Raw genomic sequence first — 18,671 nt, 5'->3', positions numbered from 1 at the left:
CCACATGATCAGGAACCGCTCGTCGGCGCCGTCGAATCGCGCGACGCCGCCCTCGATGCCGACGCCGAGGTCGCGGTCGAAGACCCCGCCGGGGTCGTCCCACTCGGCGAGGCCCGGACAGTTGTGGTTCTCGGGCAGTCGGTGCTCGGCGCAGAACGTCTGGCCGCACCGCTTACACTGGTACGGGAGGTTCTCGTACTCCCCGCATTCGTCGCACGTCGCCATTGACGACACTTACGCGGGCGGTCGTAAAGCGGTTTGGCTCCGTCCCGGGCGCGTCGGCCGGTCGGCGACGCGGCGAGCCGGGCCTGGCGACCGGATCGACGTGCGCGACGGCGACGCGGTCGCCGCGTTCAGTCCAGTACCCGCCCGGCGACGACCGCGACGGCGACCCCGGCGACCGCCACGCCGACGAGCGTCGGGACGAGTCGGCCGGACCCCCACTCCCACCCGAGGAATCGGGTGCCGACGACCGCGACGAGGGCGATGAGGAGGCCGAACGCGGAGACCACCGACGACTGATCCGATCCGATGAGGGCCATCTCACCGCCGTAGTTCGACGGCGGGCGTGAAAAGTGTCCGCCCCTACGCGCGCCCGGTTTGCTGTCCCTACGCGTCCGGCTCGCCGCCTCTACGCGCCCGGCTCGCCGCCTCGAAGCCTGTCGACGAGGGTTCGGAGCGTCGCGAGCGGGTACTGCCCCGGCGCGGTCGCCTCCGCGGGGTCGACGGGCGCGTAGCCGATCTTCGAGCCGTAGACCGGGGCGACCGCGCGGGTGTGACGCCCCGGCTCGCCCATACACATCGTCGCGACCCGATGGCCAGCGACGGTCGCCTCGTGGGTCGCCTCGAGCATCGCCAGCGCGTCCGCCGGGGCGGTCGCGGTCGTCGCTAGCTTCCCCACGTCGCCCTCGCTCGCGGCGTCGGCGAGCAGGTCGACCAGCGCGGCCGGCTCGGGCGTCGACTCGAAGTCGTGGACCGACGCGACCACCGCCACCCCCTCCCTTCGGGCCGCGTCACGCAGCGCTGTCGCGTGCGACTCCTCGGCCGGGTCCGGGTGCGTCCCGCGCAGCGCGGCGAGCTCCACGTCGACCGCGGCGACCGCGTCGCGGGCGACCGCGTCGGAGAGCGCGTCGTAGCGCGCGAGCCCGTCGGCCTCGCCGCCCTCCCACGACGCCCGGTTCGTGACGAGCAGGGGGAGCTCGCCGTCGTAGCTCGCCAGCTGGTCGCGCGGGGCGTCCGCGAGGTCCATCCGGAACTCCACCGCGTCGGCGTGGTCGCGGGCCCGCGGCTCCTCGGAGAGGTCGGCCGTGCTCGCCGCGAGGACGAACTCCTCGAACATACGCGGGCGTACCGCGGGCGGGGACTTAGCTGGTCGGGGTAGAACGGCGTGGGGGTCGGTCGGGTCGGCGGGGAAAGCGTCCGCTTACGCGACGAGGCCGTCCTCGGCCTCCAGCAGCTCGTGGTACCGGTTCCGGATGGTGACCTCGGAGATGTCGGCGACCTCCGAGACGGCGGCCTGCGTCGTCTTCTCGTTCGTGAGGAGCGCGGCGGCGTAGACGGCGGCCGCGGCGAGGCCCACCGGCGACTTACCCGAGTGGACGCCCTTCTCCTTGGCGTTGCGGAGGAGGCTCTTCGCGCGCATCTCCGACTCCTCGCTCAGTTCGAGGTCGGAGGCGAACCGGGGGACGTACTGCTCGGGGTCGGCCGGCTTCACTTCGAGCTTCAGCTCGCGGACGACGTAGCGGTACGTCCGCGCGATCTCGGCCTTCTCGACGCGCGACACGTCGGCGATCTCGTCGAGGCTGCGCGGGACGCCGGCCATCCGGGCGGCGGCGTACACGCAGGAGGTGGAGACGCCCTCGATGGAGCGACCGGGGAGCAGGTCCTCGTCGAGCGCGCGTCGGTAGATGACCGAGGCCGTCTCGCGGACGTTGTCCGGGAGCCCCTGCGCGCTCGCCATGCGGTCGATCTCGCCGAGCGCCTGCTTCAGGTTGCGCTCCTTGGAGTCGCGGGTGCGGAACCGCTCGTTCCACTTGCGGAGCCGCTGCATCTTCTGGCGCTGGCGCGCGCCGAGCGACCGGCCGTACGCGTCCTTGTCGCGCCAGTCGATGTTCGTCGAGAGCCCCTTGTCGTGCATCGTGTTCGTCGTCGGGGCGCCGACGCGGCTCTTCTCGTCCTTCTCGCGGGAGTCGAACGCGCGCCACTCCGGGCCGCGGTCGACCGAGTCCGCCTCGACGACGAGCCCGCAGTCGCTGCAGACGGTCTCCCCGTGTTCCTCGTCGTTGATGACGTGCCCGCCGCACTCCGGGCAGCTGAGCGTCTCGTCCGTGTTCTCCGATTCCTCCTCGTTCGTCTCCGTTCGGGAGCGACTCCCCCGTGTGTGTAGTCGTTCACTCATAGCTCGGTGGCCCCCGGAAACTGAAACTGCCCGAGAGCGATCTTACGTTACCGTCGGCAGAAGATAACTTAAAACGACCGGAACGTGTCGCTCGGATCTCGACAAAAGAACACGATCTATCACGCGTTTTCGCCGATCCCCGATCGGTCGGGACGCGCGGACGACCTCGGCCGCCCGCGGCCGCTATCACCGCCGCGGCGCCGCGTCAGCGTGGCGATCGAAACCGTTGAGACGACCGCGACCGGATCGGACGCCATGTCCGCGCCCCGTGTCGTCTCGCTCGCACCGAGCGCGACCGCGACGGTCGCCGGCCTCGGGGCGGCCGACCGCCTCGTCGGCGTCACCGCCCACTGCGACCTCCCGGACGGCTCCGACCCCGGGTCGGCGCACGGTCCCGACCTCCCGACCGCCGTCGGCGGGTGGCTGAACCCCGACCTCGACCGCGTCGCCGCCCTCGACCCGGATGTCGTCCTCACGAGCGACGCGCTCCAGGCCGACCTCGCGGCCGCCTGCCGCGACCGCGGCCTCGACGTCGCGCACCGCGAGCCCGCAACGCTCGACGACGCGTTGGACGGGTTCGCGGCCCGCGGCGCCGACGTGGGCCGCCCCGAGGCCGGCGAGCGCCTCGCGGCCGACGCCCGCGAGCGACTCGACCGAATCGCCGAGGCCGTCGCCGACCGCCGCCGTCCGACCGTGTACTGCGAGGAGTGGTCCGACCCGCCGATGGCAGCCGGCAACTGGGTCCCCGACGCCGTCCGCGCCGCCGGCGGACGCTACCCGTTCGCCGAGCCGGGCGAGCGCTCCCGCGAGGTGGAGCCCGCAGACGTCGAGCGCGCCGATCCCGACCACGTCGTCGTCCACGTCTGCGGGCACGGCGACCGCGTCGACCCCGCCGGCGTCGCCGGGCGCGAGTGGGTCGATGCCCCCGTTCACGTCCTGGACGACTCCCTCCTGAACCAGCCGAGCCCCGCCCTGATCGACGGCGTCGAGCGGCTGGCGCGCTTGCTCCATCCCGAGGCGTTTTCGGCGCCGGACGACGACGCCCGGACATGACGATCCTGCGAGTCGGCGTCGGCAGCGGCAACCCGGTGAAGCGGCGCGCGGTCGAGCTGGCGGTCGGGTCGGCGGGCGACGACGACCTCCCCGGCGGTCCGACCGGCGTCGCGGTCGAGTCGGTCCCGGTCGACTCCCGCGTGAGCGAGCAGCCGACCGGCCACGCCGAGACGGTCGCGGGCGCGGAGAACCGGGCCCGCGCGGCGCTCGAACCCGACCGCGACCTCGGCGTCGGCATCGAGGGCGGCGTCGCGGGATTCGACGGCGCCGACGAGCGGTTCCTGATCATGTGGGCGGCCGTGACCGACGGCGACCGCGTCGGCCGCGCCGCCGGGCCGAGCCTCGCGCTCCCGGCGAACGTCGCCGCCCGCATCGACGACGGGGCGGAACTCGGTCCCGTGATGGACGACCTCCTCGGCACCGACGGCGTCGCGACGCGCGGCGGCGCCGTCGGGGCGCTCACGAACGGTCGCGTCGACCGGGCGGAGGCGCTCGCGGCCGCGGTGAGCGGCGCGCTCGGTCCCTTCGTCGCCGAACTGTACTGAGCCTGTCCGCGTCGCCGCCCCGGTTCGAAGACCGTACCCAAACCCGCTGCTGGGACGGGACTCTCGCTCGTCTCACCGTAGAAAACCGCAGGACAGCGGCGTGTTAACCCGACCTACCAACCGGCTTATGCGGGGTGATGACGTGATGGCTGTATGAGCACGGCTCACCCGGACGCGGTCGCAGCCGAATCGGCCGGCCTCTCCGCGAAACAGGCGCGTATCCTGCGGTACCTCCGCGAGAACGCGTCCGACCGGACGTACTTCAAGTCGCGGCTGATCGCCAACGACCTCGACCTCTCGGCGAAGGAGGTCGGCGCGAACATGAGCGCGGTCGTCGACGCGGCCACCGATATCGACGTCGAGAAGTGGGGGTACTCCTCCGGCACGACGTGGATGGTCACGGCCTGACCGAAGTCAGGGGTCGTACGCGACCAGCGACGCCGCCTCGTCGGCGAACGCGACGGCCTCGGCGTCGAATGAGTCGGCGTACCGGACGACGAGCGTGAGCAGCCGTTCCGGCTCGGTCAGCGCGTAGCCGTCGGTCCGGTCGAGGAGGCCCGCGCCCTCCAGGTCGGCGGCCGCCGCGCTTATCGTCGGCCGCGAGACGCCGAGGGCCTCCGCGAGGTCGGCCCCGGTGGCGCTCGGGTCGCGCAACAGCGCGAGGATCATCCCGCGGGGCGTCTCTCGCCGCAGGTAGCCGAGCGCCCGTTTGTCGGTCTCGTCGAAGCGCCCGGCGGGGAAGAAGCGCCGGTAGTCTGCGTCCTTCACCGACTCGATCTCGCCCGCCTCTTCGAGCTTCCGGAGGTGGTACTGCGCCTCGCCGGTGCCGAGCCGGAGGTCGTCGCGGAGCTTCGAGAAGTGCGCGCCGGGGGTCGTCGGCACGTAGCCGCGGATCGCCTCCCGCGTCTCGTTCGCGTCCCCGCTTCCGTCGTCCGCGCTCGCGGTGCCGACGAACGGCGCGGCCGCTCCGACCGCGGCGAAGCGGCGGAGCGTCTCGCGTTTCCGTCCGTCGAACCCCTCTGTCACGCCGAGTAGTAGTCTACGCCCCGACAAAAACACTTCGTTCGATCCAATTCGGCGCGGAGAATCGACAGCCTTGACCGCGCTCCGCGCCGATTTACTGCTCCTTCTCCACTTCCGCCGCCTCTTCGTCGTCCATCTCTTGGATGACCTCGTCCGCGGACCTGATGCTCGCGCCGGCGTCGCCCGACTTCACGGCCTCGGCCTCCTTCTCTAACTCCTCGACGTTCATCTCCGCCGACTCCTCGATCTGGCCGAGGATCTCGTCGATGTCGTCGAGGCCGAGCATCTTCCGCGTGTCGGCGTCGAACTCCTTCCCGTCGAGCCCCTCCATCTCCTGGACGTCGGAGCCGGAGAGGGCCTTGCCGTAGCGGCCGACGAGGCTGGTGAGCTCTTGCGGGAGGACGAAGGTGGTGGACTCGCCTTTCCCGATCTCCTCTAGGGTCTCCATGCCGCGCTCGATGATGGCGCGTTCGCCCATCGACTCGGCGGAGCGGGCGCGGAGGACCGTCGAGATGGCGTCCCCCTGCGCTTCGAGGATCTGGGACTGTTTTTCGCCCTGCGCGCGGATGATGTTGGACTGCTTGTCACCCTCGGCCTGCTCGACCGCGGAGCGGCGTTCACCCTGCGCTTCGAGGATCATCGCGCGGCGGCGGCGCTCGGCGGAGGTCTGCTGCTCCATCGCCTGCTGGACGTCTTTCGAGGGGTTGACCTCGCGGACCTCGACGCTCTCGACGCGGATCCCCCACTCGTCGGTGGGCTCGTCCAGTTCCTTGCGAATCTTCGCGTTGATCTCTTGGCGCTTGTTCAGCGTGTCGTCGAGCTCCATGTCGCCGAGGACCGCCCGGAGGGTGGTCTGCGCGAGGTTCGAGACGGCCTTCTTGTAGTCGTCGACTTCGAGGAACGCCTTCTTCGCGTCCATCACCTTGATGTAGACGACCGCGTCGGCGGTCACGGGAGAGTTGTCCCGCGTGATCGCCTCCTGCCGGGGCACGTCCAGCGTCTGGGTCCGCATGTCGAACGGGTACGTGCGGGAGACGAACGGCGGGATGAGGTTGATCCCCGGTTCGAGCAGTTTGCGGTACTCGCCGAAGACGGTGAGCGTCTTCTTCTCGTAGGCGTCGACGATCTCGAACGACTGCCAGAGCGTGACGACCACGAGCAGAAGCGCGAGCAGGCCGACACTCACGAGCCCGAAGCCGAGGCCGGCTTGGAGGGTGATCGGTTCCATGCCTCCTAGTTAGGCCATCCCACGGTTAATAGTTCGCCTGTCGACGCCGTACCGTCCCGCAGTCCCCGGGTCGCGGCGCCGCGGCCGCGCGCTGCCCGCTCCCGAAGCGTCACTCGTTCCCGTCGAACTCGGCCGCGACGTTCTCCAGCGCCGCCCGGAGTTGCCGCTCGTTGAACCGACGGACAACGGGTGCGCCGAGCCTCGTGAGCGCGTTCTCCGGCAGGCCGTACGTCGCGGCGTACGTCAGCTCCGTCCCCCGGTCGACGGGCTCGGTCCGGAGGTCGATGGTGCCGGTGAGCCGCCCCCGGAGTTCGAAGACGTGGCGCTCGGACGGCTCGTGGAGGGTCTGGACTATCTCGCCGTCGATGCCGACTCCCGCCATCCGGTAGGTGTACGAGAGGCGCTTCCCGCCGTTCGCCAGCGGTTCGACGTCCCGAACGTCCGTGAGCCCGGGCGTGACCGCCGCGTGGTTCGCCGGATCGTCGAGGAACGCGAACACGGACTCGGGGTCGGCCGCGACGACGATCGCGTCGCTCGCGGCGAACGGATCGTCGCCCGCGTCCGGCCCGTCGTCGCTCGGGCTCGACTGCTCGTCGCTCATGCGGCGGCACCCCCGCTCACAGACCCCTGGGCCATCAGTTTGACCGGGGATCGACGTACGCCTCGACCAGCTTCCGCTCGGCCGCGCGGAGGTGCTGGTGGAACGTCTGTCGGGTGATCCCCATCCGCTCCGCGATCTCCGACCCGTCGACCGGCCGCGGCCACTCGAAGTAGCCGTTCAGCTCGGCGGTCTTCAGCGCCGCCCGCTGCCGGTCGGTGAGCCGCTCGTCGACCGCGGCCGCGAACTCAGCGACGGTCCGGTCGCGGCTCTCGCGCTCGACGCGCGAGCGGAGCTCGACGCCCTCGTACTCGTCGCGGAACACGTCGAGGATCGACCGGACGTCGCGCTCGGGCGGCGCCTCTATCGTCAGCGTCGCTCCCTCCGGCGTGGCGGTCGCCTCGGCGACGACGCCGCCGTGATCGGCCAGCTGGGTGAGCGGCGGCGACTCGGTGACGGTGACGGCGAAGCTGACGCCGTCGTTCGTCTCCGAGACGGTCCGCATCGATTCGACCAGCGGGAGGGAGGCGAGCTCGTCGAGGTCGACGCCCTCGCCGTCGGCGCGGAAGTACAGTTCGCAGGCGTCGTCGTCGAGTCGCGTCGTCCCGAGGTGTTCAACTTCCCCGCCGACCGCGTCTGCGATCCGCGCGAGCGACGCCGTCGAGTCGCGGATCCCGACCACGAGCTCCACCACGCGGTCGGTCGTGAGTATCTCCGTGGTCTCGATGGAGTGGAGCCCGTTCGCGATCATCTTCCCGACGGACTCGCACACCCGCCGCTCGCGGCGGTCGAGCACGTCCGCGCCGCTGCCGTAGATAGCCAACAGGCCGTACTGCCGCTCTCCGTACGTCAGCGGCACGACGAGGAGGCGCCGCCCGCCGGCGGTCTTCGGTTCGAGCGGGCCGTCGGCGACGTGCTCTATCGAGCCGCTGTGCGGCTCCCCCGTCTCGACCGTCTCCCGTACCTCCGCCGGCGTCTCCTCGATGTCGAACGTCGCGCCCGACTCGACCGCCACGCCGCTCGCGGCGCGTATCTCGAGCCGACCGGTCGCGGACGACACCTCGCCGATCCACCCGCCGGCGTACCCCGGTTCGCCGGCGACGACCTCGCACACGCGCTCCGAGATGACGCCCGAGTCGCGGTTCTCGACGAGGATGCGACTGATATCGCTGAACAGCCCGTTCACGCGGCCCAACACCCTGTCCAGCGAGCGCCGCTCCGTCGCGAGCTTCTCGGCGCGCTCCTCGGCGAGCCGCTCCGCCGCCTTCCGCTCGCTGATGTCGTTCTGGAACCCGACGTAATGGGCCAGCTCGCCCTCCTCGTCGTAGATTGGCGCGACCGTCAGCTCGTTCCAGAACGGGGTCCCGTCGCGCCGGTAGTTCCGGATCTCGACGGTCGCCTCCTCCTCGTTCGCGATCGCTTCCCCGATCTCGTCGACGGTCTCCGGGTCCGTCCCCGGTCCCTGGAGGAACCGCGGGTTACGGCCGAGCGCCTCCTCGACCGGGTAGCCGGTGTGCTCCTCCCACGCGTTGTTGACGTACACGAGCGGGTAGTCCGGGAGGTCCGGATCGCTCATGCTGATCCCGATCGGCGCGTCCTCGACGGCCCGCGTCACCTCTCCCGCGGACGGCTCGTGGTCGGACACGTCCTGTCGCGGCTCCGAGGTCGGCACCCCCGAGCAGACCGTCGAGACGTCGGAGACGAGCCGTTCGATCGACGCCGACCCGTTCTTCTGGAGGAACCTGTCGACGCCGTTCTCGAAGGCGGCCTCGGGGACGCCCTCCTCGTCCGTCTCGGTAAACATCACGACCGGGACGCCCGCGTCGGACTCCTCGATCGCGGTCGCGAGCGCAACCCCGTCGTCGCCGGCGAGGGCGTACTCGCTGACGACGCAGTCGTACTCCCCGGTCGTCGCCTTCGCGACCGCGGACGAGGCCGTGTCAGTGCGCGTCACTTCGAACCCCGCGGCGCCGAGCGCCGTCTCAATCCGATCGCTCCCCTCCTCCGGGTGGACGAGGAGCGCCCGAGCGTTCGCCATGCTCCGCCCTTCGCACCGACACGGGTTAATGCTTGCCTGCCTTCCGGCGGTCCGGGTCTCCCCCCGCGGGTCGGACGACTTGGACGGCGTGGACCGACCGCCCGGGCTCCAGTCGGCTGTCCAGTTAGGGGGTGATTACTTTGTGGTCGGTAGGCGTAACGATCGACGTATGCTGTCGACGATAGTCGCCGCCGGACCGTCCCGCGAGCGAGCCCGGACACGATGAGCGTGCGCGTTCCGGTCCGCGAGCCGCCCGCGTCGGTTCCCGAAGACCGCGTCGGCCTCCCCGAAGCCGTCCTCGCCGACCTCGGCGTCGCCCCCGGCGGTTCGATCGCCGTCGAGGGGTCGCACCGCGTCGTCGCCCCGGTCGTCGCGGTCGACGCCCAGACGCGTGCCGTCTTCCTCCCCGAGCGGCTCCGCCGGAGCGCCGGACTCGATCCGGGTGACAACGCGACCGTCGCGGCGTCGTCGCTCCCGGTCGCGTCGTCGATCACGCTCCGGCACCGGCAGTCCGTCGACCTCGAGCGGAGCGAGGACGCCATCCGCCGCCGGCTCGATCGGCGGGCCGTGGCCGTCGGCGACGAGGTCGAGGTGACGCGCCTCGGCGGCGCGCTCACGCTCCGGTTCGACGTGCGGGACGTGACCCCCTCGTCGCCGGCGGTCGTCGGCGACGACACCGAGATCGCCGTCGCGGCCGACGACGGCCCGGACGTCGTCGCCGAGTCCCCGGGAACCGGTGGCCCCGGCGCCGGCGTCGTTCCGACGGCGACGTTCGACCGCCTCCTGGACGCCGTCTCCACGCGGTTCGACGCGGCGGAGACCTTCGAGTCCGCCGGCTCTCCGACGCTCGGGCTGCTCCTCCACGGGCCGCGCGGGTCGGGGAAGACGACGCTCGTCGAGGCCGTCGCGGCCGCGACCGACGCGACGCTCGTCCGCGCCTCGGCGGCCCGGCTCCGAGGCGAGCGGACGAGCGACCGCACGGACCGCCTCGACCGGCTCGTCGAGGCGGTTCCCGCGGGGGAACCGACGGTGGTCCTCCTCGACGACCTCGAAGCGCTCGGGGCCGACGACGGCGCCGACTCCGCGCTGGCCGACCGCCTCCGGTCGACGGTCGACGAGCTCCGCGCGGGGGACCGGACGGTCGTGATCGGCGCGACCACGGACCCCAGCGGCGTGCCGTCGGCGCTGCGCCGCGGCGGGCGGTTCGACCGCGAACTGGAGGTCGAGCCGCTGACGGCGGCCGAGCGCGCCGACGCGCTCGAAGCGCTCTGCGAGGGCGCGTCGCTCGCGATGGATGTCGACTTCGAGGCGGTCGCGGCGCGGCTCAACGGGTACGTGTTCGCCGATCTGGCGGTCCTCGCGGACGCGGCGCTGGAGCGCGCGGTCCGCCGCGACGGCCGGACCGCGATCCGGATGGCCGACTTCGACGCCGCGCTCGACGACGTCGAGGCCACCGGGCTGCGAGAGGTCACCGTCGAGTTCCCCGCGGTCGGCTGGGACGAGGTCGGCGGGCTCGACGAGGCGAAGCGGGAGCTGGTGCGCGCGGTGTACTGGCCCTTCGAGTACGCCGACCGCTTCGCGGAACTCGGGATCGACCCCCCGTCCGGCGTGCTGCTGTACGGCCCCCCCGGAACCGGGAAGACGCTGCTCGCGCGCGCGGCGGCGAGTCTCAGCGACGCGAACTTCATCCCGGTGAACGGGCCCGAACTGCTCGACAAGTACGTCGGCGAGTCGGAGAAGGCGGTCCGCGACCTGTTCGCGACCGCCCGCGAGAACTCCCCGGCGGTGATCTTCTTCGACGAGGTCGACGCGATCTCGCCCCGGCGCCGCGGCGACGACACCGGCGCCGGCGAGCGCGTCGTGTCGCAGCTGCTGACCGAACTCGACGGGCTGGAGCCGCTGACCGACGTCGCGGTGATCGCGGCGACGAACCGCCCGGACGCCATCGACGAGGCGCTGCTCCGGCCGGGCCGGATCGAGAAGGCGGTCGAGACGCCGCTCCCCGATCGAGACGCGCGCAGGGAGATCCTGGAGATCCACGCCCGCGAGATGCCGACGGCGGCCGGCGTCGACCTCGACGCCCTCGCCGACCGCACCGGCGGCTACAGCGGCGGCGACATCGCGGCGCTGGTCCGGGAGGCCGGGCTGCTCGCGATCGAGGACGCGATCGTCGACGACGGACCGGTCGACCCGACCGTCGGGCGTGACCACTTCGAGCGCGCGCTCGCCGAGACATCGCCCTCGACCCGGGACGGGAGGGCCGACGCCGGGCTGCCTGAGAAGTGAACGGTCAGGGAACGGGCGCGGCTCGTGCGGAGAACGACGGCACCGCCGCGATCGGCGGTGCGACGCGAGCCGCGCTTCTCGCCCGCCTCAGTCCGACTCCTCGTGGAGGTTGAGGACGAAGTAGACGACGCCGATCATGGCGACCAGCTCCAAGGCCGCCATCGTCCAGAACCGGGCGTTGAACCCGCCTCCCGGCTCCTGTAGCGTCGGGATCAGGAATATCCCGACGAGCGCGGTCACGACGCAGGCGGCGAGTCCGACGACGGACCGTGTACGCAGCACTGGCGGCTGTTCGGTGGTAGTGTCAGTCATGTCGAAAAATGAACGCTGGAAACGGTTGAACCGTGTTGTTCTGCCGCGTCGGGTCCGCTAGCCGATCAGTCCGCGGCGGAGGCCTCGGCGCCCGCGGAGGGCTCCGGTGCCTCGGTGTCGCCGAGGATCGCGCGGCTGCGGAGCAGGATGAAGCCGAACCCGACCTTGGCGGTCACGTCGAGCACCATGAACAGGAGGGTCTCGATGCCGAGGCCGACGACGCCGGCACCCTCGGTACCGATGATCCACAGGATCGGGTAGGCCGTCCAGAGCACCAACACCAACGCCGTAAGGGTGTTGAACGTGCTCGCGACCTCGGGACCGCGCTCCTTCGCAGCGGCGCGCAGGCTCGTGGCGAGGAAGTACAGCACGACGATCATGCAGATCGTGCTGAACAGCCACCACGTGTACCGCGCGAGCGGCGTGTGCGAGAGCGCGCCGACGAGTCCGGTGACGATCATCAGCGCGTCGACGCCGACGAGCGTGCCGATGCTCACGCGGTCGACCTTCGCCAGCAGCGCGAGGTCGAGCAGCAGCAGCGGCGTGGTGAACAGCCAGTCCGCGTACCGCGCGTAGTAGATGTCCAGCATTTCGCTGCCGACCTGAACTTCCGTCAGGCCGATGCCGAAGAACATCGACAGGTACGCTGCCGACGCGATCCCCGGCACGAGGATCGTGATCGAGTAGTACTCACGGGCCTCCTTGTCAGTGACCCCCCATCCTTTAACGATGAAGTAGAAGGTCCCGATGAGCATCAGTAGCGTGCCTATGCCCAACCAGAGCGTCTCGGGGCGACCGTCCCCGAGCAGATCAGCTCCAACGGCTGCGGTTAGCGCTATCGGGTCCATACCCACTTCGTTATACTGTGTATATTCTATTCAGATCGATGCCAACCTAGTCAGGTATCGCCCCGTGACGACGCCCCCTTCTGGCGCGGGGTCCGGCGCCGGTCGACCCTGACGGGCTGCGGGTCGGGGTGACGTTGTCGGCCTGAAAGTAATGACCCTGGGGCTCTACCAGTCTCGTATGGCAGACGACGACGCCGAGGCGGAAGCCGAACAGCGTAGCGAAAGCACTGCGGAACAGGAAGCGGAGGAGACCGACGACGTCACCATCGACGTCGAGGCGATAGACGCCTACGAGCAGCGCATCGAGGAGCTGTCCACCGCGGTCGAGGAGCGCGAGGAGACGATCGAGGAACTCCAATCGGTCGTCGAAGAACAGTCCGAACAGATCGAACGGCTCGAAGGGCAGTTCCTCGATCTGTCCGCGCGCGTGGCGGACGGACGGAACATCGGCGTCTGCCCCGAGTGTAACGGCCCCACGGAGAAGAAGGAGCGGCTGTTCAGATCGGACACGATCGAGTGCACGCGTTGCGGCGAAGTGATTCACACGTACTGACGCCGCCGCCCGAACCGCCCCCTTCGGAGCGGCGAAACGCTCGCGGAGACGGTCGCGGGGACGACCCGAATATAAAACACCGAATAATGGCGACGAGGCCCTAACCCGGTAACGGCCGTACGTACGTCCATGTCGACGACGACGGCGAGCCCGGTGCGGCGACTCCTCGGTGAACCGGAACGGACGGCCATCGGTGCCTCGCGCGTGGCGCTGCTCCTCCTCGCGGTCGGATTCGGCGCCCTGTCCGCGGTCGGCACCGACGTGTCGCTCCGGACTCAGATGATCGCGTACCTCGTCGGGATGGTCGCGTTGAACCTCCCGCACGGGGGGTACGAACACTTCTCGAATCTCCGCCGGCGGGGGCTCCCGTTCGGCGCGCGGTACGTGGCGCTCTACCTCGGCTTCGTCGCGTCGTTCGTGGCCCTGTTCGTCGTCGCGCCGTTGCCCGCGCTCGCGCTCGCGTTCGGGACGGCGGTCGCGAAGGGCGGGCACGGCGACCTCCGCGTGATGGACGCGCTGATCGGAACCGACCACCTCCCCACCAAGCCCCAGCGAGCGCTCGCCGCGCTGATCCGCGGCGGCGCCGTGATGATCGTCCCCGCCGTCTTCTGGACCGAGACCTACTACAGCTTCACCGGCATCATGTTGGGCGTCTTCGACGGTCGGTTGGCCGGCCCGGCCGCCTCGAACCCGGAGACGTTCACCACGGCGCTCGGCGCGGTCTTCGGGCTTGGCGTGATGACGCACCTCGGCGGCGGCCTCGCGACTAGCCTGCGCTCGACCGGCGGCGTCAGCCGGTCGTGGCTCCTCGACGCCGCGGAGACGCTGCTGCTCGTCGCGTACTTCGCGCTCGTGCCCGTGGTCGTCGCCATCGGGCTCTACTTCCCGCTGTGGTACTCGCTTCGGCAGTCGGCGCGGAGCATGGTCGTCGAACAGGAGCAGCCCGACCGGACGGAAGGCGTCTCGCTCGTCGTCGCGTGGGGCGTCCTCGTCGTCGGGGCGCTGGTCACGGCGAGCGTCGCGACCGCCCTGTGGACCGTCGCGCCGAACCCGCTGGCCGGCGGCTCGCTGCTCTCCGGCGCGGTCGCCTTCTACACCATCTTCGTCTGCGTCATCGCGATGCCGCACGTCGTGGTCGGCGAATGGCTCGACTTCGGCCGCGGCATCTGGTACGTCCCCTGACCGAGGCGTCTTGGCCTCGCGGCCGCGCCCTCCGTTTCGGTCGACACACACCTCGGCAGTCCCGGACTCTCGCGACCGGGCCGCCGCCGCGCGGTCGACGAGATAACAAACCCTAAAACCCGGCTCGGCGACCGATACGGTATGCCTCTGCGGTTCGCTCGGCGGCTCGGGCTCGCGGACGCGGTGACCGTGGCCAACGCCGCCGTCGGGTTCCTCGCCGTCGTCGCCGCGACGGTCGACGTCGCGCTCGCGGCCAGGCTCGTCCTCCTCGCCGCCGTCGCGGACGGGCTCGACGGGGTCGTCGCCCGCCACCGCGGGTCGACTCCCGCCGGCCCGTACCTCGACTCGCTGGCCGACGTCGCCTCCTTCGGCGTTGCGCCCGCCGCGCTCGTCGCCGCCGTCGTCCGCGACGGGCGCTCGCTCGCGACGGACCCCGCGCTCGTCGCCGCCGTCGTCGGCGCGGGCGCGCTGTTCGTCGCCGCCGCGGTCGCCCGCCTCGGCCTCTACACGGCCGACGAGGACGGCGCCCGCGAGACGGTGGGCGTTCCGACGACGCTGGCCGCGACGGTGCTCGCCGCCGCCGTCATCGCGGGCTACACCGCCCCGGTCCCGCTCGTCGCGGCCACGACGGCGTTCGCGCTGCTCATGGGGTCGACGGTCACCTACCCGGACCTCCACGCGCAGGACGCGCTCGTGATGGGGGTCGTTCAGGCGGCCGTGATCCTCACCCCCGCCGGTCACATGGCGACGAGCGCGCTCCCGGCGTGGATCGGCGAGGGGTTCGCGTTCGCGCTACTGTTCCTCGCCAGCGGCTACCTCGTCCTCGGCCCGCGGTTCTACTGGGGTGACGGGATTCAGGCGCCGCCGGAGCTCCGGCGGTGACCGAGCGGCCGCGAGCGCCTCCGCTGGCGGGTCGGGACTCGCGAAGAAATACCGAAGCGGCGTCCCGTTGACGCCGACTACAGCAGGTCGTCGAACTCCTTGTACCGGGTGATGTCGACGCCGTCCTCGGTGACGACGGCGACGTTGATCCCGTTGCCCGAGGCGAGGTCGCGCTCGACGGCGGACTGGATCGCCTTCGCGGCGATGGTCTTCGCCTCGTCGATGCTGACCTCGTCGTCGTACTCCTGCTCTAAGACACCGAGCGCGTACTGCGACCCGGAGCCGGTGACGGTGTACTCCTCCTCGGTCGTGCCGCCGAGGGCGTCGATGGAGTAGATGTGCGCGCCCTCGTCGTCGACGCCGCCCAGGATCGGCTGGACGACGAAGAACGCCCCGGAGCGGAGGAGGTTCCCCGTCAGGGTCGACAGCGCTTCCATGGACATGTCCTTACCGCGGCGGGCCTCGTAGAGGCTCGTCTCGGCGCGAAGCGTCGAGATGAGGTTCTGGGCCGCCGAGACGGAGCCCGCGATGGTCAGGGCGCCGCGCGGGTGGATCTCCTCGACCTTCTGGACGTCCTTCGAGGAGACCATGCCGCCGAGGGAGGCGCGCATGTCGGTCGCCATCACGACGCCCTCGTCGGCCTTGATGCCGACGGTAGTGGTCCCCGTCTTCATCTCGCCGTCGCCCTCCGCCTTCGCGGCGCGGCGCTCGCTGTGTTCGAACTCGCCGAGCTCCGGTCCGAAGACAGGCTGGTCGCGGCCGAGGTCGGCAGCCGGCCCGTCTGAGAGGTCGCCAGTCGGTGTTCGCATTACGCCCACATTCGCCCGGCGCGCTGATAAAGGCAACCCTTCGGGGGCCGCCGACCGGTTCCGACGGGCCTATCCGTCGCCGGGCCGCGACCGGCCGACCGCGGCGGGGGACACTGGATCGCGACGGACCTCGGAGCGGGCGCTGCGGGGCTGCGACGGGCACGAGGAGAGCTGTGCGGGATCGCGGGTCGAAGGAGGGTCTCTCCGTCGCTCGGCGTCTGGTCGGTTGGGGAGAACGAGCTACTGTCGGCGCGCGATCACTCCTGGTCGACGGCCTCGGTGGTCGTCTCGACGAGCCGACCGACCGGGACGTTGATGCCGAGGTGCTGACGCGCGAAGACGGCCACCGGGAACAGCGAGATTCCGACGGCGACGGACGCTTGGTGCAGCCCGAAGAGGGCCGCGGTACGGATGCGGTCGAACATTGGACTTCTGTCACACCCCAACGGAGGGGTATATAAATATCTTCCGTGGGCCGCGCCGAGGACACCTCGACGCTGTCTTGCGGTTTCCGGTTATTGATTAACGATCCTAAAATATCTCTCGTTCCGCGTCGATCGACGCGTATCCCAGCCCGGTTTGACCTCGTTTATTCTCATAACTTATGCGGATCTTCGTCGCCTCGTGCGCCTCGCATCGGCTCGCTCGCCGCCGCGGGGCGTCCCCGAGTCGCTCGCGCCGGACCGAACGGGATTTAACGGCCTGCGCGCCTACCCTCTCCCGTGCAGAACGTCACGGACCGGATCCGGAACCCCTTCGGGATGCGCCCCGACTGCCCCTCGTTCGTCCCCGGCTACGGCGACGCCAACGCCGACTTCCACGTCGTCGGCGACCGCCCGGGCGTCCACGGCGGGACCGCGGCGGGCGTCCCGTTCACCGGCGAGGCGTGGTCGCCCGCGTTCCTGTCGGCGCTCTCGGACGCCGGACTGATCGCGGGTGTCGCCGAGGGAGTCGCCCCCGACGGCGTCGCGCGCGACGGCGACCCGACGGCGGTCGACCCCGTTCGAACCGGCCGAACGTTCCTCTCGTACCTTCACATGTGCGCGGGCGAGGCGCCGCCCGACGAGGCCGCCTACGCCGACATGGAGCGGTTCTTCGACGCGGAGCTCCGCGCCATCGCCGCGCACGTGCTGCTCCCGGTGGGCGCGCGGGCGACCGAACACGTCCTCGAAACCTACACCGCCCGGGCTCGGAAGACCGAGATAGACATGGACGGGCTCCACGGCGAGGAGCTGCTCGGCGCCGGCTGGCTCGTCGTCCCGATCAAAGACCCCGCCGACTGGGCGGACGGCGACGCCGATCGGCTCGTTGACTCGCTCCGAGAGCTCCGGTCAACCGACTTCCGCCGCGAGAGCGACCTCGGTCGCTTCATCGCCGGCAGCGACCCGTACCTCGTCCGCTGACGCGGCGATCGCTCGCCGAGCCCGCGACCCGGCCTCCCCCGTCCGGATGGACGTGAACTTTCCCCGGCAAAGCGCGCTACCGATACGGCGATCCGGCAGTAATCGCTCACATCTGCGGCCGATCGTTTTCTATCGCGGCCGCGAGGGTGTCATATTTGTCACTACTATCCGGATTTTATACCTGTCCCGCCGATCCGTGAGTAGACGCCCGACCGATCGGGCGTCGGCCGCAGGACTGGTACTCCCCGCGGCGACTTGGTCAGTCCCGGCCCTCACCGGCCGGTTTTTCCTCGCTACACAGCGCCTCGACGTACTTCCCGACGTGGTCGTCCATTCGCCGCTTGTAGCCCGCCTGCCGCGCGAGCCGGTCGAGCTCGCGGGAGACGTACGTGCCGTACTGGACCGCCTTCTTCTCCGCGGCGTGGACCGACTCCGGCAGCCGCCGGCTCGCGACGCGGCGGAGCGCGACCTTCCGCTCGTCGCCGTCGACGAGCAGGGCGTCCGGGAGCGCCAGCGCGGCGCCGACGACACGGTCGTCGAGCAACGGCGTCGCGGGCTCGACCCCCGCGGCGCGGAGCGCGAGCACGTCCCGCTCCAGCTGATCGGGCAGCGTCCGGACGGTCTCGGTCCGGGCGCCGCGGACGGTGTCGGCGTCGACCCGGGAGTCCTCGGCGGGGTCGACGACCTTGCTGTACCCGCCGAACAGCTCGTCGGCCCCCTGTCCGACTGCGAGGCGATCGAACCCGTCGGCCGCGGCCGCTTCGGCCGTCATGAACAGCGGCACCGCGATGGACGCGTCCATCGGGTTCCGGCGACCGGTCGCGGCCGCCACCGCGCGGACCGCTCGCGTGAGGTCGTCGTGCGTCACCTCGACGACGCGCAGGTCACGGTCCATCGCGCTCGCGGCCTCGTGCGCCGCAGCGATGTCGTGGCTCCCCTCGAAGCCGGCGACGTAGCAGGGGGCCTCCGGGACGGCCGCGGCGACGAGGCCGGAGTCGACGCCGCCGGAGAAGGCCACCGCGAGGTTGCCGTCACTGCTCTCGTCGTCTCCCCCGGACCGAGTTGATGCCGCGAGGTCCCCGAGCGCCGCGCTCACCGCGCCGTCGACCGCCGCCAGCGCGGCCTCCGGATCGGCGGTCGGAGCCGGGTCGGGAAGCCGCCAGACGCGTTCGGTACCGCCGGCCGAGACCACGCTCCCCGCGGGCACCGGCTCCGGATCGGCGAGCGCGCCGCGGTCGAAGGCCCACGCGTCGGTCGCCGCGGGAATGCGGGCGGTCCCCGGATCGAGCGCCTCGCGCTCGACGAACAGCGGTTGTCGGCCGAGGACATCGCGGACGAGCACCGGGCCGTCGCGGTTCGGCCCGTCGCGGTCCCGCGGGTCCAAACTCGGCGGCTCGGCCAGCAGCCCGGCGAAGCCGCACCCGCCGGGGAGCGGGTCGCCGTCGCGGAGCGCGGCACGGACGCGGTCCGCGGGGGCGCCGCGGAGGTCGGACGAGGAAGGGGCCGTCATCGC

General features: G+C 71.2%; 21 protein-coding genes. 8 read left to right on the top strand and 13 right to left on the bottom strand.

Translation table 11 applies throughout. The features are described 5' to 3' along the window. The 4 genes from EXE52_RS13620 to EXE52_RS13605 form a co-directional block, all read right to left on the bottom strand. A partial coding sequence (locus EXE52_RS13620; protein ID WP_275938258.1) for an AN1-type zinc finger domain-containing protein occupies positions 1-225 on the bottom strand: 225 nt, incomplete at its 3' end. 128 nt (positions 226-353) lie between these two features. Further along, positions 354-542, bottom strand: coding sequence for a hypothetical protein (locus EXE52_RS13615; protein ID WP_049932484.1), 189 nt, complete (start codon positions 540-542; stop codon positions 354-356). An 89-nt stretch (positions 543-631) separates the two neighbouring features. Beyond that, positions 632-1,339, bottom strand: coding sequence for a type I 3-dehydroquinate dehydratase (locus tag EXE52_RS13610; protein WP_049932486.1), 708 nt, complete (start codon positions 1,337-1,339; stop codon positions 632-634). A gap of 84 nt (positions 1,340-1,423) precedes the next feature. Continuing rightward, complete coding sequence (locus EXE52_RS13605; protein ID WP_006114298.1) at positions 1,424-2,398, bottom strand: transcription initiation factor IIB family protein; 975 nt, start codon at positions 2,396-2,398, stop codon at positions 1,424-1,426. 255 nt (positions 2,399-2,653) lie between these two features. Here EXE52_RS13605 and EXE52_RS13600 point away from each other — a divergent pair, with 255 nt between their 5' ends. The 3 genes from EXE52_RS13600 (at position 2,654) to EXE52_RS13590 (ending at position 4,404) form a co-directional block, all read left to right on the top strand. Further along, the gene (locus tag EXE52_RS13600; RefSeq protein WP_089308097.1) at positions 2,654-3,451 is read left to right on the top strand and encodes a cobalamin-binding protein; all 798 of its coding nucleotides are present in this window, start codon (positions 2,654-2,656) and stop codon (positions 3,449-3,451) included. Further along, the gene (locus EXE52_RS13595; protein ID WP_049932488.1) at positions 3,448-3,996 is read left to right on the top strand and encodes a DUF84 family protein; all 549 of its coding nucleotides are present in this window, start codon (positions 3,448-3,450) and stop codon (positions 3,994-3,996) included. The genes EXE52_RS13600 and EXE52_RS13595 overlap by 4 nt, the downstream gene beginning before the upstream one ends. A gap of 153 nt (positions 3,997-4,149) precedes the next feature. Then, positions 4,150-4,404 carry a hypothetical protein gene (locus EXE52_RS13590; protein WP_049932489.1) on the top strand — a complete coding sequence of 85 codons (255 nt, stop codon included), beginning with the start codon at positions 4,150-4,152 and terminating at the stop codon, positions 4,402-4,404. Positions 4,405-4,410: 6 nt separating this feature from the next. Here EXE52_RS13590 and EXE52_RS13585 read toward each other — a convergent pair whose 3' ends face one another. The 4 genes from EXE52_RS13585 to EXE52_RS13570 form a co-directional block, all read right to left on the bottom strand. Further along, a complete protein-coding gene (locus EXE52_RS13585; protein WP_049932491.1) occupies positions 4,411-5,022 on the bottom strand; it encodes a MarR family transcriptional regulator in 612 nt (203 codons plus the stop codon). A 91-nt stretch (positions 5,023-5,113) separates the two neighbouring features. Then, positions 5,114-6,247 (bottom strand): SPFH domain-containing protein, encoded by a 1,134-nt coding sequence (locus EXE52_RS13580; RefSeq protein WP_085682739.1) that lies wholly within the window; start codon positions 6,245-6,247, stop codon positions 5,114-5,116. A gap of 109 nt (positions 6,248-6,356) precedes the next feature. After that, on the bottom strand, positions 6,357-6,848 hold the full coding sequence (locus EXE52_RS13575; protein WP_086216350.1) for an SRPBCC family protein: 492 nt from the start codon (positions 6,846-6,848) through the stop codon (positions 6,357-6,359). Between the two features lie 34 nt (positions 6,849-6,882). Further along, entirely contained in the window at positions 6,883-8,883 is a 2,001-nt protein-coding gene (locus tag EXE52_RS13570; protein ID WP_089307933.1) for a bacterio-opsin activator domain-containing protein, read from the bottom strand. Between the two features lie 222 nt (positions 8,884-9,105). On the opposite strand from EXE52_RS13570, the gene EXE52_RS13565 reads away from it, so the two are divergent. Further along, positions 9,106-11,169, top strand: coding sequence for an AAA family ATPase (locus tag EXE52_RS13565; protein ID WP_089307932.1), 2,064 nt, complete (start codon positions 9,106-9,108; stop codon positions 11,167-11,169). A gap of 87 nt (positions 11,170-11,256) precedes the next feature. Here the strand turns inward: EXE52_RS13565 and EXE52_RS13560 are convergent, their stop codons facing one another. Both EXE52_RS13560 and EXE52_RS13555 read right to left on the bottom strand, forming a co-directional pair. Continuing rightward, positions 11,257-11,481 (bottom strand): hypothetical protein, encoded by a 225-nt coding sequence (locus tag EXE52_RS13560; RefSeq protein WP_049931340.1) that lies wholly within the window; start codon positions 11,479-11,481, stop codon positions 11,257-11,259. A gap of 65 nt (positions 11,482-11,546) precedes the next feature. Further along, positions 11,547-12,329 carry a bacteriorhodopsin gene (locus tag EXE52_RS13555; RefSeq protein ID WP_080508572.1) on the bottom strand — a complete coding sequence of 261 codons (783 nt, stop codon included), beginning with the start codon at positions 12,327-12,329 and terminating at the stop codon, positions 11,547-11,549. Between the two features lie 178 nt (positions 12,330-12,507). Between EXE52_RS13555 and EXE52_RS13550 the strand changes: the two genes are divergently transcribed. From EXE52_RS13550 to EXE52_RS13540, 3 genes are all read left to right on the top strand, one after another. Next, a complete protein-coding gene (locus tag EXE52_RS13550) occupies positions 12,508-12,882 on the top strand; it encodes a SlyX family protein (protein ID WP_049931338.1) in 375 nt (124 codons plus the stop codon). A gap of 129 nt (positions 12,883-13,011) precedes the next feature. Then, complete coding sequence (locus tag EXE52_RS13545; RefSeq protein ID WP_049931337.1) at positions 13,012-14,064, top strand: Brp/Blh family beta-carotene 15,15'-dioxygenase; 1,053 nt, start codon at positions 13,012-13,014, stop codon at positions 14,062-14,064. Between the two features lie 141 nt (positions 14,065-14,205). Continuing rightward, positions 14,206-14,946, top strand: a complete 741-nt coding sequence (locus EXE52_RS13540) for a protein sorting system archaetidylserine synthase (protein ID WP_049931336.1) — start codon at positions 14,206-14,208, stop codon at positions 14,944-14,946. Between the two features lie 77 nt (positions 14,947-15,023). Here EXE52_RS13540 and psmB read toward each other — a convergent pair whose 3' ends face one another. Both psmB and EXE52_RS18550 read right to left on the bottom strand, forming a co-directional pair. Beyond that, the gene (gene psmB / locus EXE52_RS13535) at positions 15,024-15,755 is read right to left on the bottom strand and encodes an archaeal proteasome endopeptidase complex subunit beta (protein WP_049931335.1); all 732 of its coding nucleotides are present in this window, start codon (positions 15,753-15,755) and stop codon (positions 15,024-15,026) included. A 257-nt stretch (positions 15,756-16,012) separates the two neighbouring features. Then, positions 16,013-16,180, bottom strand: a complete 168-nt coding sequence (locus EXE52_RS18550; RefSeq protein ID WP_167373065.1) for a hypothetical protein — start codon at positions 16,178-16,180, stop codon at positions 16,013-16,015. A gap of 297 nt (positions 16,181-16,477) precedes the next feature. Between EXE52_RS18550 and EXE52_RS13530 the strand changes: the two genes are divergently transcribed. Beyond that, positions 16,478-17,158 (top strand): uracil-DNA glycosylase family protein, encoded by a 681-nt coding sequence (locus tag EXE52_RS13530; RefSeq protein WP_049931334.1) that lies wholly within the window; start codon positions 16,478-16,480, stop codon positions 17,156-17,158. A gap of 259 nt (positions 17,159-17,417) precedes the next feature. On the opposite strand, the gene EXE52_RS13525 is transcribed toward EXE52_RS13530, so the two are convergent. Beyond that, positions 17,418-18,668 (bottom strand): asparagine synthase-related protein, encoded by a 1,251-nt coding sequence (locus tag EXE52_RS13525; RefSeq protein WP_089308096.1) that lies wholly within the window; start codon positions 18,666-18,668, stop codon positions 17,418-17,420. Positions 18,669-18,671 lie beyond the last annotated feature (3 nt).

The sequence above is a fragment of the Halorubrum sp. CGM4_25_10-8A genome, from assembly GCF_005435025.1.
In the GTDB taxonomy this organism is placed as follows: domain Archaea; phylum Halobacteriota; class Halobacteria; order Halobacteriales; family Haloferacaceae; genus Halorubrum; species Halorubrum ezzemoulense.
Note: the sequence above shows the minus strand (reverse complement) of the source record. Positions and strands in the feature narration are given on the sequence as shown.